Origin of the sequence: Bacillus sp. LJBS17, assembly GCF_019334685.1 — a bacterium.
Classification (GTDB): Bacteria; Bacillota; Bacilli; order Bacillales; family Bacillaceae; genus Bacillus; species Bacillus subtilis.
In genome coordinates this window covers 4,035,857-4,050,053 of record NZ_CP079759.1, presented here as the reverse complement: position 1 = coordinate 4,050,053, position 14,197 = coordinate 4,035,857, and the positions used below count along the sequence as shown (strand labels likewise).

Below are 14,197 nucleotides of genomic sequence, written 5' to 3'. Positions count from 1 at the left end.
TCAGTTTGAATAAAATCATGATTGTGGAAGACAGTGAAGACATTCGCGGACTATTGCAGAATTACCTTGAAAAATACGGATATCAAACAGTGGTCGCCGCGGATTTTACAGCTGTTCTTGATGTCTTTTTGCGGGAAAAGCCCGATGTGGTGCTGCTTGATATCAATTTGCCGGCATATGACGGATATTATTGGTGCCGGCAGATCCGCCAGCACTCCACAAGCCCGATCATCTTTATTTCTGCCAGAAGCGGGGAAATGGATCAGGTGATGGCGATTGAAAATGGGGGAGACGATTATATCGAAAAACCGTTTTCTTATGATATTGTGCTTGCGAAAATCAAAAGCCAGATCCGGAGGGCGTACGGGGAGTACGCCGCAAAGCAGGGAGAGAAAGTGGTTGAATATGCTGGCGTTCAGCTCTTTGTGGAACGGTTTGAACTGCGTTTTCAGGATGAAAAAAGCTTGCTTTCTAAAAAAGAAAGCAAGCTTTTGGAAGTGCTGCTTGAGCGGGGAGAAAAGGTGACGAGTCGGGACCGTCTCATGGAAAAGACGTGGGACACCGACATATTCATCGATGATAATACACTTAACGTGTATATCACGCGGCTCAGAAAAAAACTGCGGGAGCTGAATGCGCCTGTTTCTATTGAAGCGGTGCGGGGCGAAGGCTACCAGCTGAGGGCGCAGCCATGAAGCTGTTTCTCCGGTCTCATGCAGTGCTGATTCTGCTTTTTCTCCTTCAAGGGCTGTTTGTCTTCTTTTATTACTGGTTTGCGGGTCTTCATTCTTTTTCTCACTTGTTTTACATATTGGGCGTGCAGCTTCTTATTTTGGCGGGCTATCTTGCCTATCGCTGGTACAAAGACCGCGGCGTGTATCATTGGCTCAGCTCGGGGCAGGAAGGGACGGATATCCCGTATCTCGGTTCTTCAGTGTTCTGTTCAGAGCTGTATGAAAAGCAGATGGAGCTGATCCGGCTGCAGCACCAGAAGCTCCATGAGACCGAAGCCAAGCTGGACGCGCGGGTGACGTATATGAATCAATGGGTGCACCAAGTAAAGACGCCGCTGTCGGTCATTAATTTAATCATTCAAGAAGAGGATGAGCCCGTTTTTGAACAAATCAAAAAAGAAGTCCGGCAGATTGAATTCGGGCTGGAGACGCTTCTTTATTCTTCAAGGCTCGACCTGTTTGAAAGGGATTTTAAAATTGAAGCGGTTTCCCTGTCCGAGCTTCTCCAATCAGTTATTCAAAGCTATAAACGATTTTTTATTCAATATCGCGTTTATCCGAAAATGAACGTTTGCGATGATCATCAGATTTACACCGATGCCAAATGGCTCAAATTTGCGATCGGCCAAGTGGTCACAAATGCGGTCAAGTATTCAGCAGGCAAGAGTGACAGACTTGAGCTGAATGTCTTCCGCGATGAAGACAGGACGGTGCTTGAAGTTAAAGATTACGGTGTCGGGATTCCCTCACAAGACATCAAGCGGGTGTTTGACCCTTATTACACCGGTGAAAACGGGCGGCGTTTCCAAGAATCTACGGGAATCGGCCTCCATCTCGTCAAAGAAATTACAGGTAAGCTCAATCATACGGTGGACATCAGCTCGTCTCCCGGTGAAGGGACGTCAGTTCGATTTTCATTTCTTACAAAAATGTAAGGCTGCGTTAAGAAAACAACATAGCCCGCTTTGTTTCCCCTTGATAACATGGATTTATGTCAAGGGGATTTTTATGTTGAACGTCCCGGCACTACATGAAAGCAGCCCAGATCAACAAGAATAAAACCATAAGGAGGATTTTCATGGCGAATATGCTTGAAGTCAAACATATAAATAAAACCTATAAAGGACAAGTATCCTATCAAGCCTTAAAGCAAATTTCATTTTCAATAGAAGAAGGCGAGTTCACGGCGGTGATGGGGCCGTCCGGGTCCGGAAAAACAACGCTTTTGAATATCATTTCAACGATTGACCGTCCAGATTCAGGCGATATCCTGATTCACGGAGAAAACCCGCATCGTCTGAAGCGGACAAAGCTCGCTCATTTCCGCCGCAAGCAGCTCGGATTTGTGTTTCAGGATTTCAACCTTCTGGACACGCTGACGATCGGTGAAAATATCATGCTGCCGTTAACGCTTGAAAAAGAAGCGCCGTCTGTCATGGAAGAAAAACTGCAAGGCATCGCGGCAAAGCTCGGAATCGAAAACCTGCTCAACAAACGGACGTTTGAAGTATCCGGAGGACAGCGCCAGCGTGCCGCCATCGCAAGAGCGGTCATTCATAAGCCGTCACTCATCCTGGCCGATGAACCGACGGGCAACCTTGATTCCAAAGCGTCAAAAGACGTCATGGAAACGATGCAGAGCCTGAATCAGGATGATCATGTCACGGCTTTGATGGTGACCCACGATCCTGTTGCGGCAAGCTACTGCCGCCGCGTCATCTTTATAAAAGACGGCGAACTGTTTAATGAGATTTACCGCGGGGAAAACCGCCAAGTATTTTATGAACAAATTCTCGATGTGCTGTCTATGCTGGGGGGAAACGCAAATGACCTTTCTTCAGTTCGCTTATAAAAACGTCACGAGAAACAAAAGGGCCTATCTTGCATTCTTTTTAAGCAGCGCCTTTTCCGTTTTGATTTTCTTTACCTTTGCGATGTTCTTGTTTCATCCGGCATTAAAGGAAGGCTACCTGAATAACATCGCCAAAAAAGGCTTAACCGCTGCGGAATGGATGATCTTTGTTTTTTCTTTCTTATTTGTTCTGTATTCGGTTAACGCATTTTTGAAATCGAGAAATAAAGAATTCGGCATTCTGCTCATGCAGGGCATCACGCCGGGTCAGCTGAGAAAGCTCATTACGGCGGAAAATATGATCATCGGCGTCATGTCAATTGCAGCCGGCATTATCGGAGGATTCATTTTTTCAAAGACGTTCTTTACGGTCGGCGCTTATATTTTAGAAATGGACGCGCTGCCTTTGTATATGCCTTGGAAAGCGCTCGGTATTACGGCCTGCGGATTTCTGCTCTTATTTTTCTTTTTATCGCAGTTTACGATCCTTTTTGTCAGATCAAATACGGTTATCAAATTAATAAAGGGCACTGGCAAGGTTAAACCGGAGCCTAAGCCGTCTGTGCTTCTGTCCTTATTCGGCATCGCCTGTCTGTGCGGCGGGTACGGCATGGTTCTGAAAGGCAATGTCCACGGGGCCGAACCGTTTATCATTTTACTGCTCACCGTCATCGGAACATATTTCTTTTTCAGCCAAAGCAGCATATGGATTCTGCGCGCGCTGAAGAAGTGGAAAACCTTTTATCTGCGCGGGAAAAACATCATTTGGGTTTCTGACCTTGTCTATCGTCTAAAAGACAACGCCCGCCTGTTCTTTATTGTCAGCATTATTTCCGCGGTTGCGTTTACTGCGACAGGCGTGCTCGCAATGTACAAATCGACCGTCGGAGCGGAAGAGTCCGCTTATGAAATGGAGTATTTATCTTACAGCAACAATCCAAAAGAACAGACTCATTTGAAAGATATTGACCATGAACTGAAAACACACGGCTTTACGTATAAGAAAGACAAAATAGATGTTTCCTATGTTCGCTATCAGGAAGGAGAAACTGTTCCCCCTGTTTACATGATCAGCAAATCGGATGTATCAAAATACTTCCATGTTAAGCTGAGCGGCCTGAAAAATGATGAGGCTGTCTATTTCCCGGGCACGTATGACCGCAATTTCAAAAACGAAGCGCCGGATCAGCTGAAGCTGCTGAACCAAAAAGGGGAGCTGTCTGATCAAAAACTGTCGGTAAAAGAAGTCAAAAAACCGTTGATCTCATTGAATGCCATCATCGCGGTGAATGATCAAACCTTTGATCAGCTGAAATCACTCGGTGATAAAGCGTCATTATACGGTTACAGCTATGATCATTGGAAAGACAGTCTTGAGATCAGCCAATCCTTGCAAAATGAGATTTACGGCAATTATATCGACGTGCATTCTGATTTTGCTTCAAAAGCCGGGACTTACTATGATACGGTGCAGCTGCCGAGCCTGAGTTTATTTATCGGCCTGTTTATCGCAATTGTATTCTTTGTCGCGGCAGCAAGTTTCTTATATTTCAGGCTGTTCACTGATTTAGATGAAGACCGGGAGCGCTACCGTTCACTGGCCAAAATCGGCCTGAGTGAGCGTGAAATGGCACAAAGCGTGACAATACAATTGGCGATTCTTTTCTTCTTTCCATTTGTCATTGCCGTCATGCATACACTGTTTGCCTTGAGAACATTGGCTGTGGAAGGCTATTCTGATGTCGCGGGGCCGCTCAGTCTCACCATCGGAGGGTTTTTCATTTTTCAGCTTCTATTCTTCCTCGCGGTGCGGTCAAGCTATTTGAAAAAAATGAACAAGTAAGGGGAGTGCAAAGATGAAAAAAGCAATGGCAATCCTGGCCGTCTTGGCGGCTGCTGCCGTAATATGCGGGCTTCTCTTTTTTCATAACGATGTTACAGACAGATTTAATCCGTTTATTCACCAGCAAGATGTCTATGTTCAGATTGATCGAGATGGCAGACATCTTAGTCCGGGCGGTACTGAATATACATTAGACGGATATAATGCATCCGGGAAAAAAGAAGAAGTGACCTTTTTCGCCGGCAAAGAGCTTCGGAAGAACGCGTATTTGAAGGTAAAGGCGAAAGGAAAGTATGTCGAGACTTGGGAAGAAGTCAAGTTTGAAGATATGCCGGACTCCGTACAGTCAAAATTAAAGTGAATCATAAAAAACGGCACAGCGTCATGACTGTGCCGTTTTTTTATTTTTTATTTTCTTCGGCCCGTTTGATCAGCATGTCGGTGATGATATCCACCTGTTTGCTGACAGAAATCGGGTCGTACGGGTAGAACGTGTCAAAGTCATTGATAAACACGCGATTATGTTTAACAGCGTCAAGATTTTTCCAAATAGAGGAATTCTCCAGCTTGTCGAGTGTTTTGCTTTCGCCTTTCGGGTTGTAATCCGTAATGAACATATAATCTGCGGCATACTCAGGAATAACCTCTTGAGAGAGCTGTTTCATCTCTCCTTTTTTGATGACATCTTGCTCAATTTTTTCAGGCGCTTTTAACCCAAGTGCATTGTATACAGCTTGGCCGCCGCGTCCGCCATTGTCATTGAACACCCAGAATTCGCCCTTGTCTGTGTTTTCATAAATGCCGAAGGTCGCATCTTTGTCGATGACGCCGGCAATTTTCTTCTTAGCTGCTTCCGCATTTTTGTTAAAGTCAGCCATAAAGGATTTTGCTTTGTCTTTCGCTCCGGCGATTTCTCCGAACATGCTGACTGTGTCTTCTACGTTTTTCGCTGTGTTATAAGGTATGACAACAGTCGGAGCGATTTTCTTTAATTTATCAACATTCTCTTCATTCATGACAACAATTAAGTCAGGCTGAAGCTCCATCACTTTTTCAACGCTGATTGGATCACCAACATCCTTCACATTTTTCAGCTTTGATTTTAAAAACGGATTATCAAATGACCATGAGCCTGAGCCGACCACATTGGCCCCGACAGACAGCAATTCACCGGCATAAAAATCAGTGACGATGCGTTTCGGATGTGCAGGAATGTTGACGTTCCCTTTTGGTGATTTGTATGTTCTCATTTCTGTTTTTTCGGAAGCAGAATCGCTTGAGCTCCCTTTAGAAGCGGTGCCGCTGCAAGCGCTGACAAACATGAGAAGCAGCACAAGCATGCCCACGAGCAATATGTTCTTTTTCATCAAGAACCCTCCCACTATGTATCTCAATAGATTAGTAATGATTATCATTATCAATTAATAATATAGCAAGAAACCTGTTCCCCGTCTATCACTATTTTTAAGGGAGAAAGTTTTTCCCGTTTATGGGTGACGCGGTATGCCTAATCGATTATTATAGGTAAATAGGAGGAGAAAAATATGGGAATTACAAAAAGAGGTTCCGCTTGGGAATGGCTGCATAGCTGGTGGATGCTGTTTATTTTCATGCCTTTTGCCATTACCAGTTTTTTTGCCTTTTTATTTATTGGCATCAAGGTTAGAAATAGAAAGTGGATCATGTACGGCATCATTTATTTTTTCATTTTTGCGTTTGGTTTTGTATTGCCCGATCTGCCCGGTGTTTTTATTGTGGTCCCGTTATGGGCGGTGACCATTATTCATGGATTTAAAGTGCGCCCGCTGTATTTGATTCAGCTGGATGTCTACAAAGATCATGTGGAGGCGCGGGCTTTTGCCGAGGCAAGAAGTGAAGCCGAGAGCAGATTTCATGCACCGAAACAGTCTATTCAGGATATACATATTCGCAAAGAACAGTAAGAAAAAAAGCTCAACACTCGCATTGTGTTGAGCTTTTTATATGTTACTGCTGATAGGATTGCTGCTGAAATGGCGTGTTTTGGCCGAATGGAAGTGTAGACACATTCGTATTCATGACGCTGGATTGTCCAGTAAGTTCCTGTTGCATTTGGTTGCACATGTTGACAACCTGCTGGCACTTTTGAATCGCCATGTCATGCCCGTGCAGTGCTTGCTGAATGGTATGTGCAGCTTGTTGTTCGTGGTTTAGAATCTGCTGCAGCATTTGGATGTTTTGCTGTTCCTGATGAAGCATGTGGCGATATTGCTGGCTGCTTTGCTGTGTTTGCTGAATGAGCTGCTGAGCAGTCTGGCGGCATTGATTCAGCTGCTGCAAGCCGTGTTGTGTATTATGCATGAATGATCCCTCCATGTATCGATTGACGTGAGTCGGTATTATCATGCAACCTGAATGAAAAGAAATTCTGCAAATGAGGAACTACAATTATTTTCCTCAGCCCCTCTGTCTTTGAATGAAAACGGTAAAGATTGTATACTGGGTACAAACCCTTTTTATGTAAATGTTCCGTTTTAACATATAAGAATGGCGGAAAACGAAACCCTGAGATGGGAGAATCGTATTCCGCTTTTTTTCTTTGTTTCGCTCAGAAACCGCCTTCCCCTGCAGTAAATGGGATATTCAGCCGGTTTTCTACTGTACGGAGGCGCTGATTGAGCCGGTTTAAGCGGCGTGTATGACGTTCAACAGCCTGGCTTAGCTGATTGACCTGTTCGGCAATCCGTGCAATTTCCCGATTTTGACGGCGGTCTTCGTTTGTCAGACGGGTTAATTCTCTTGACTGCTGTTCATTTTGCCGTTCAAGTGCTGCGATTCTTCTTTCCAATGCCGGCTGTCTGTCCATTTGGTATGGATCGTATACATCCTGCTGCGGATAAGGATTGTACTCATAGTGGCTATAGTAAGGTTCCTGCTGAGGCAGCTGAGGGCTGTAATATTGATAAGGGTTCATTATGATCAATCTCCTTGTGGGTGAATTCCTTATAACTTATGTAGTCATTGGCACAGTGGCACGGCATTCGCCCAAAAAGAGGAGGAAAGGATGGTGATCCCCTTGAGAAACAAATATGGCATTTTGTTTTTAATTGCTGTATGCATCATGGTATCGGGCTGCCAGCAGCAAAAAGAAGAGATGCCGTTTTATTACGGAACGTGGGATGAGGGGCTTGCCCCCGGGCCAACGGACGGCGTGAAATCAGCAACAGTCACATTTACCGAAGACGAGGTTGTGGAAACGGAAGTGATGGAAGGAAGAGGAGAGGTACAGCTGCCTTTTATGGCATACAAGGTGATTTCCCAAAGCACTGACGGGTCTATCGAGATTCAGTACCTCGGCCCCTATTATCCGCTCAAAAGCACGCTGAAAAGAGGAGAAAACGGGACATTGATATGGGAGCAAAATGGCCAGACAAAAACGATGACAAGAATCGAATCAAAGACCGGCAGGGAGGAGAAAGATGAGAAATCAAAAAGCTGAAAGACTGGTGGCAGCGGGGCTTGTTTTACATATCATTCAATGGATATTTATATTATGGGCTTTTCTCAAAGTCAAACATTTATTTAGTGACTATACGATCTATAACCCTAATGTCATCAGCGGCTCCATGCAGTCCTTATCGTTTATACAAATGATGCGCGCTATGATGTACTCAGGGGCAATCGTGAATTATGTGTTGTTTTTTGCCCTTGTATTGCTGATTTATGGCATAGTGCTTCATGCCATCCTGATCGTTCTGGAAATGGCGGCTTACGTCATGATCAGACGGAATCCATCATCTTCATGGGGGTTCTTTTTCATCGCGGCGGGTGTGAAGCTTGCCATCTTGAATATAACCGGCATTCCTTTTCTAGCTGCCGGCTTTCTGCTGATGAAACAGAAAAAAGCAGAAAACGGCGTCAAGGCAGAAAGAAAGCGGAAACCGCGCTTGCGTATCCGAAGACAAGGGCGGCGTCTAAACAGAATCCGGAGAAAACCATCTCTTCCGGTTGAATATCAAAAAGAAAAAACGATATGATGGGACTATAGCCTGAAAACGACATGAAGGAGATGCAGGATGTACAAACTAATTGCAATTGATATGGATGGAACACTTTTAAATGATCATCATGAAGTAACAGAGGAGGTCCGCGACGCCCTTCACGCGGCAAAAGCGGAAGGTGTCAAAATTGTGCTTTGCACCGGCCGGCCTATCGGGGGTGTGCAGAGATATTTAGATGAACTGAATTTAATTGAAGAAGGCGACTATGTCATTGCGTATAATGGAGCGCTTGTTCAAAATACGCATACAAATGAAGTGGTCTCGGAGCTGTCTCTCGGTTATGATGATTTGACTTCATTATATGACCTGAGCTTAGAGCTGAAGACGCCGATGCATTTCTTTGACTCATCTAATTTGTATACGCCTAACCGGGATATTAGCGAATTTACCGTATACGAATCCTATGTGACACAGGTGCCGCTTCATTTCCGCAAGATTGACGAGGTGCCAAAAGATATCCTCATCCCGAAAGTGATGTTTATTGATAAACCGGAGAACTTAAACCGCGTCATTACATCGATTCCAAAAGACGTGAGAGAAAAATATTCAATGGTCAAAAGCGCGCCTTTCTTTTATGAGATTCTGCACCCGGAAGCCAGCAAAGGAAATGCTGTACGCCAGCTGGCTCAGCTGCTTGGAATTGAACAGGCGGAAGTCATGTGCATAGGCGACAACGGGAACGACCTGACAATGATCGAATGGGCGGGCTGCGGGGTTGCCATGGCAAACGCCATCCCAGAAGTATTGGAAGCCGCAAACTTTCAAACACGCTCCAATAATGAACATGGTGTTGCGCATGCGATTCACGAGCTTGTTTTGGCTAAATAATAAAAAATCCAGCCTTCTAAAGGCTGGATTTTTTCGTTTTATTTGATGTAATGTCAATTCTTTGACGAACCGATTTGACTTTCGTTATGCTGATAAAACCAATTCGTTCACAATATGTATGATATTAATCTGAATTGAAAAGGGGACTGATCAAATGTGCACAAGTCTTACATTGGAAACTGCTGACCGTAAACATGTATTAGCGAGAACAATGGATTTTGCATTTCAGCTGGGGACGGAGGTCATTCTCTATCCGCGCCGTTACAGCTGGAAGAGTGAAGCTGACGGAAAGGCCCATCAGACACAGTACGCGTTTATCGGTATGGGGAGAAAACTTGGAAATATATTATTTGCCGACGGTGTTAATGAAAGCGGTTTATCATGTGCTGCACTTTATTTTCCTGGCTATGCGGAGTACGAAAAAACGATACGGGAAGATACCGTTCACATTGCCCCGCATGAGTTTGTGACATGGGTACTGTCAGTCTGTCAGTCTTTGGAAGACGTAAAAGAAAAGATTCGATCTTTAACGATTGTAGAGAAAAAATTAGATCTATTGGATACAGTTTTACCGCTTCACTGGATATTGTCAGACCGGACGGGCCGAAGCCTGACGATAGAACCGAGAGCAGACGGCCTCAAAGTCTATGACAATCAACCTGGTGTCATGACGAACAGCCCCGACTTTATATGGCATGTAACCAATCTGCAGCAATATACAGGAATCAGACCGAAGCAATTAGAGAGCAAAGAGATGGGCGGATTAGCCCTTTCTGCTTTTGGCCAAGGCTTAGGAACTGTTGGTCTGCCGGGGGATTATACACCGCCTTCCCGGTTTGTCAGAGCTGTTTATTTGAAAGAACATCTAGAGCCGGCGGCCGATGAAACGAAAGGTGTAACAGCCGCTTTTCACATTTTGGCAAATATGACGATACCAAAGGGCGCAGTGATAACGGAAGAAGACGAAATTCATTATACGCAATATACTTCCGTGATGTGCAACGAAACTGGAAACTACTATTTCCACCACTATGACAATCGGCAAATCCAAAAAGTGAGTTTATTTCATGAAGACCTTGACTGTTTGGAGCCTAAAGTGTTTTCCGCTAAAGCAGAAGAGAGTATTCATGAGCTTAATTAATTCACATCAATCAGCTGATTCCGGTTTGAATATCTGGAGTCAGCTGTTTTTTTATACAATCGTTACGGCGTCTGAATGGATAGGCGGTTTGCAAAAGCGAAGAAAAGGCAAAGGAAATGGCGAAATCTTATATAAAATTCTTGGATGAAAACTGAGTCTTTGCTTCATTAGACTCAGTTTTCTTGCCGATATAGAGGTTGCACTAGTTGAATGAATCAATGCCTTTCCACCATCTTGGTCACGCAAGGGTCTCTTCGCTTGAATAGAAAAAATTATCTTAACTCATTGACAAACGTCCAAGACAAAGGTACATTTTGATTTATTCATATTAAACGACTAGGAATATAGGAGTTTATTTTTCGGATTATTCAGCCTAAAAACATGATAAAAGGAGTATCGCCATGACAAGCAAAAAGAAACAAATCAAATTAGGGGTATTTTTAGCAGGTACAGGCCATCATGTTGCGTCTTGGCGGCACCCGGACGCGCCGTCAGATGCGAGCATGAATTTGGATTATTTTAAAGAGCTTGCGAAAACAGCGGAGCGAGGCAAGCTGGATATGCTGTTTTTAGCGGACAGCCTTTCAATTGACAGCAAATCACATCCAAATGTATTAACAAGGTTTGAGCCATTCACCCTGCTCTCTGCTTTGGCGCAGGTCACATCAAAAATCGGACTGACAGCAACAGCCTCCACTACATACAGCGAGCCATTCCATATTGCCAGACAGTTTGCTTCATTGGATCATCTGTCCAATGGCCGTGCCGGATGGAACGTCGTCACTTCATCTATTGAATCCACAGCGCTGAATTTCAGCGGTGAAAAGCACCTTGAACACCATTTGCGCTATCAGCGGGCAGAGGAATTTGTCGAGATTGTAAAGGGGCTTTGGGATTCATGGGAAGAGGACGCCTTTATCCGTAATAAAGAAACGGGTGAATTCTTTGACAAAGAAAAAATGCATGAGCTGAACCACAAAGGAGAATATTTCTCGGTTCGCGGACCTCTGAACGTTTCAAGAACCCCGCAGGGCCAGCCGGTCATTATCCAGGCAGGATCATCAGGAGACGGAAAAGCGCTGGCTGCCAGAACAGCAGAAGTAATCTTCACAGCACAAAACCACCTGGAATCAGCTCAGGAATTTTATCAATCCATTAAAGAACAGGCAGCGGAATTCGGACGTGATCCAGAAAAAATTGCCATCATGCCGGGTATTTTCCCAATCATTGCCGATACAGAAGAAGCAGCGCAAGCCAAATACAAGGAGCTTCAAGATCTGATTATCCCATCTGTCGGTCTGCAAATTCTCCAAAATTACTTAGGCGGAATTGATTTGTCGGCATATCCGCTTGATGGGCCGCTGCCGAAGCTTGACGCAGGTGCTTCCAATGCGGTGAAGAGCCGCTTCAAGCTTGTTCAGGAAATGGCTGAACGTGACAATATGACGATACGAGAGCTTTACAAATACGTTGCAGGCTCCAGAGGCCACCATATCTTCGTCGGCACGCCGGAGCAGCTCGCCGACAAGATGCAGGAATGGGTGGATACGAAAGCGTGTGACGGGTTTAACATCATGCCTCCGCTTCTTCCAGAAGGAATTGAAGTGTTTGTTGATCAAGTGGTTCCGATTTTACAGGAGCGCGGCGTGTTCAGAAAAGAATATGAAGGCACAACATTACGAGAGCATTTCGGTTTGGAAAAGCCGGTAAACCGCTATGCAAAGTAAGGAGGAACGCTAGATGAAGCCACGATACCGCCTTGCAGTTGAACGTGATGCCGAACAGCTTCTCGAGCTGACATTGCGGGCTTATGAACCGATTCGAAAGCTCGGCATTCGTTTTGCTGCCGCTCATGCGGATTTGGATTTGGTGCTGAAAAATATTCGGGAAAATGCTTGCTACGTCATGGAAGAAGACGGGCGGATCATCGCGACCATCACCTTGAGAATGCCTTGGGGAAAACAGCCGGGACCGTATGGTGTTCCGCATATCTGGTGGTTCGCTGTGGACCCCGACACCGGTAAAAAAGGAATCGGAACAAAGCTGCTTCAATGGCTGGAGGAAACAATCCTTCGCGATACGTTAAAGGTTCCGTTTGTCTCACTCGGAACAGCGGATAAGCATCCGTGGCTGATTGAGATGTACGAACGAAAAGGATATGTCCGCTCAGGTGAACAAGACCTTGGAAAAGGGCATATCACAGTCTATATGAAAAAACAATTGCGACATGATCTATAAAAATAGAAAAGGCGGGAAAATCAAATGAAGATGAAAAAATGGACAGTGCTGGTCGTTGCTGCATTATTAGCGGTGCTCTCAGCTTGCGGCAATGGAAACAGCAGCAGTAAAGAGGATGACAATGTGCTTCATGTCGGTGCGACAGGACAAAGTTACCCATTTGCTTATAAAGAAAACGGAAAGCTGACAGGCTTTGACGTGGAAGTGATGGAAGCAGTCGCTAAGAAAATTGACATGAAACTGGACTGGAAGCTGCTTGAATTCAGCGGGCTGATGGGAGAGCTTCAAACAGGCAAGCTTGACACCATTTCCAACCAGGTAGCTGTGACAGACGAACGTAAGGAAACGTATAACTTTACGAAACCATACGCTTATGCGGGAACACAGATTGTCGTCAAAAAAGACAATACAGACATCAAATCAGTAGACGATTTAAAAGGCAAGACAGTCGCAGCCGTTCTCGGTTCAAACCACGCGAAAAACCTTGAAAGCAAAGATCCTGATAAAAAAATCAATATCAAAACGTACGAAACACAAGAGGGTACGCTGAAGGATGTTGCGTACGGCCGTGTAGACGCTTATGTCAACAGCCGAACTGTATTGATCGCGCAAATCAAGAAGACCGGTTTGCCATTAAAGCTTGCAGGAGATCCGATTGTTTACGAACAGGTTGCATTCCCATTTGCCAAGGACGATGCGCACGACAAGCTCCGCAAAAAAGTCAATAAGGCGCTAGATGAATTGCGTAAAGACGGAACACTGAAAAAACTCTCTGAAAAATACTTTAATGAAGATATCACAGTAGAACAGAAGCATTAAGAAACGGCGGTGAATCACCAGAATGAACACGATTGATTGGGAATTCATGATATCAGCGTTCCCGACTTTAATTCAGGCCCTTCCGATCACGTTGTTTATGGCCATAGCGGCTATGATTTTTGCCATTATCGGAGGACTTATTCTCGCACTCATTACAAAGAACAAAATTCCAGTGCTTCATCAGCTGTCAAAGCTGTATATATCCTTTTTCCGAGGCGTGCCGACACTGGTGCAGCTGTTCTTAATCTATTACGGGCTGCCGCAGCTGTTTCCAGAGATGAGCAAAATGACAGCTCTCACAGCCGCTATCATCGGGTTAAGCTTAAAAAATGCAGCATATTTGGCAGAAATCTTCCGGGCTGCCCTCAATTCTGTTGATGACGGGCAGCTGGAGGCGTGCCTGTCTGTCGGTATGACAAAATTTCAGGCATACAGACGGATTATTTTGCCGCAAGCGATCCGAAATGCGATCCCGGCAACGGGCAATACATTTATCGGGCTCCTGAAAGAAACGTCACTGGCCTTTACATTAGGGGTCATGGAGATGTTCGCCCAAGGGAAGATGTACGCTTCAGGAAACCTCAAATATTTTGAGACGTACTTGGCGGTTGCGATCGTCTATTGGGTTCTTACCATGATCTACAGCATGTTGCAGGACTTGTTTGAACGTGCCATGAGCAAGCCATACCGGACTTAGAGGTG

Annotated in this window: 17 protein-coding genes and 1 pseudogene; 15 read left to right on the top strand and 3 right to left on the bottom strand. The window is 44.9% G+C overall.

Annotated elements, in window-relative coordinates:
• Window positions 1–5 precede the first annotated feature (5 nt).
• From yxdJ to KXZ66_RS20870, 5 genes are all read left to right on the top strand, one after another.
• Window positions 6–695: a two-component system response regulator YxdJ gene (yxdJ, locus tag KXZ66_RS20890; RefSeq protein WP_219144727.1), complete on the top strand. Its 690-nt coding sequence runs from the start codon at window positions 6–8 to the stop codon at window positions 693–695.
• On the top strand, window positions 692–1,669 hold the full coding sequence (gene yxdK / locus KXZ66_RS20885; protein WP_021481026.1) for a two-component system sensor histidine kinase YxdK: 978 nt from the start codon (window positions 692–694) through the stop codon (window positions 1,667–1,669). The genes yxdJ and yxdK overlap by 4 nt, the downstream gene beginning before the upstream one ends.
• Before the next feature lie 143 nt (window positions 1,670–1,812).
• On the top strand, window positions 1,813–2,586 hold the full coding sequence (yxdL, locus tag KXZ66_RS20880) for an ABC transporter ATP-binding protein YxdL (protein ID WP_014115765.1): 774 nt from the start codon (window positions 1,813–1,815) through the stop codon (window positions 2,584–2,586).
• The gene (gene yxdM / locus KXZ66_RS20875) at window positions 2,561–4,429 is read left to right on the top strand and encodes an ABC transporter permease YxdM (RefSeq protein ID WP_129010265.1); all 1,869 of its coding nucleotides are present in this window, start codon (window positions 2,561–2,563) and stop codon (window positions 4,427–4,429) included. Before yxdL ends, yxdM begins: the two co-directional genes overlap by 26 nt.
• Before the next feature lie 13 nt (window positions 4,430–4,442).
• Entirely contained in the window at window positions 4,443–4,790 is a 348-nt protein-coding gene (locus KXZ66_RS20870) for a YxeA family protein (protein WP_003227084.1), read from the top strand.
• 40 nt (window positions 4,791–4,830) lie between these two features.
• Here KXZ66_RS20870 and KXZ66_RS20865 read toward each other — a convergent pair whose 3' ends face one another.
• Window positions 4,831–5,796, bottom strand: a complete 966-nt coding sequence (locus KXZ66_RS20865) for an iron-hydroxamate ABC transporter substrate-binding protein (protein WP_095252483.1) — start codon at window positions 5,794–5,796, stop codon at window positions 4,831–4,833.
• Window positions 5,797–5,973: 177 nt separating this feature from the next.
• Here KXZ66_RS20865 and KXZ66_RS20860 point away from each other — a divergent pair, with 177 nt between their 5' ends.
• The gene (locus tag KXZ66_RS20860; RefSeq protein ID WP_003227087.1) at window positions 5,974–6,372 is read left to right on the top strand and encodes a hypothetical protein; all 399 of its coding nucleotides are present in this window, start codon (window positions 5,974–5,976) and stop codon (window positions 6,370–6,372) included.
• Between the two features lie 43 nt (window positions 6,373–6,415).
• Here KXZ66_RS20860 and KXZ66_RS20855 read toward each other — a convergent pair whose 3' ends face one another.
• On the bottom strand, window positions 6,416–6,769 hold the full coding sequence (locus tag KXZ66_RS20855) for a hypothetical protein (RefSeq protein WP_043858345.1): 354 nt from the start codon (window positions 6,767–6,769) through the stop codon (window positions 6,416–6,418).
• Window positions 6,770–7,016: 247 nt separating this feature from the next.
• Window positions 7,017–7,382, bottom strand: a complete 366-nt coding sequence (cotNE, locus tag KXZ66_RS20850) for an inner spore coat protein CotNE (protein ID WP_003227093.1) — start codon at window positions 7,380–7,382, stop codon at window positions 7,017–7,019.
• A 90-nt stretch (window positions 7,383–7,472) separates the two neighbouring features.
• Between cotNE and KXZ66_RS20845 the strand changes: the two genes are divergently transcribed.
• From KXZ66_RS20845 to KXZ66_RS20805, 9 genes and pseudogenes are all read left to right on the top strand, one after another.
• On the top strand, window positions 7,473–7,907 hold the full coding sequence (locus tag KXZ66_RS20845; protein WP_219144726.1) for a DUF3255 family protein: 435 nt from the start codon (window positions 7,473–7,475) through the stop codon (window positions 7,905–7,907).
• Window positions 7,888–8,445 (top strand): hypothetical protein, encoded by a 558-nt coding sequence (locus tag KXZ66_RS20840; protein ID WP_003242636.1) that lies wholly within the window; start codon window positions 7,888–7,890, stop codon window positions 8,443–8,445. Before KXZ66_RS20845 ends, KXZ66_RS20840 begins: the two co-directional genes overlap by 20 nt.
• Window positions 8,446–8,484: 39 nt before the next feature.
• The gene (yidA, locus tag KXZ66_RS20835) at window positions 8,485–9,297 is read left to right on the top strand and encodes a sugar-phosphatase (RefSeq protein ID WP_041850318.1); all 813 of its coding nucleotides are present in this window, start codon (window positions 8,485–8,487) and stop codon (window positions 9,295–9,297) included.
• Window positions 9,298–9,451: 154 nt separating this feature from the next.
• The gene (yxeI, locus tag KXZ66_RS20830; protein WP_103804019.1) at window positions 9,452–10,438 is read left to right on the top strand and encodes a penicillin V amidase; all 987 of its coding nucleotides are present in this window, start codon (window positions 9,452–9,454) and stop codon (window positions 10,436–10,438) included.
• A pseudogene (locus KXZ66_RS20825) lies at window positions 10,425–10,652 on the top strand (hypothetical protein). Before yxeI ends, KXZ66_RS20825 begins: the two are co-directional and overlap by 14 nt.
• A gap of 187 nt (window positions 10,653–10,839) precedes the next feature.
• Window positions 10,840–12,165 carry an LLM class flavin-dependent oxidoreductase gene (locus KXZ66_RS20820; protein WP_219144725.1) on the top strand — a complete coding sequence of 442 codons (1,326 nt, stop codon included), beginning with the start codon at window positions 10,840–10,842 and terminating at the stop codon, window positions 12,163–12,165.
• Window positions 12,166–12,178: 13 nt separating this feature from the next.
• A complete protein-coding gene (gene snaB, locus KXZ66_RS20815; protein ID WP_003242734.1) occupies window positions 12,179–12,676 on the top strand; it encodes a sulfur-containing aminoacid acetyltransferase SnaB in 498 nt (165 codons plus the stop codon).
• Between the two features lie 24 nt (window positions 12,677–12,700).
• On the top strand, window positions 12,701–13,495 hold the full coding sequence (locus tag KXZ66_RS20810; protein ID WP_003227109.1) for an amino acid ABC transporter substrate-binding protein: 795 nt from the start codon (window positions 12,701–12,703) through the stop codon (window positions 13,493–13,495).
• 22 nt (window positions 13,496–13,517) lie between these two features.
• Complete coding sequence (locus tag KXZ66_RS20805; RefSeq protein WP_003227111.1) at window positions 13,518–14,192, top strand: amino acid ABC transporter permease; 675 nt, start codon at window positions 13,518–13,520, stop codon at window positions 14,190–14,192.
• Window positions 14,193–14,197: the final 5 nt, after the last annotated feature.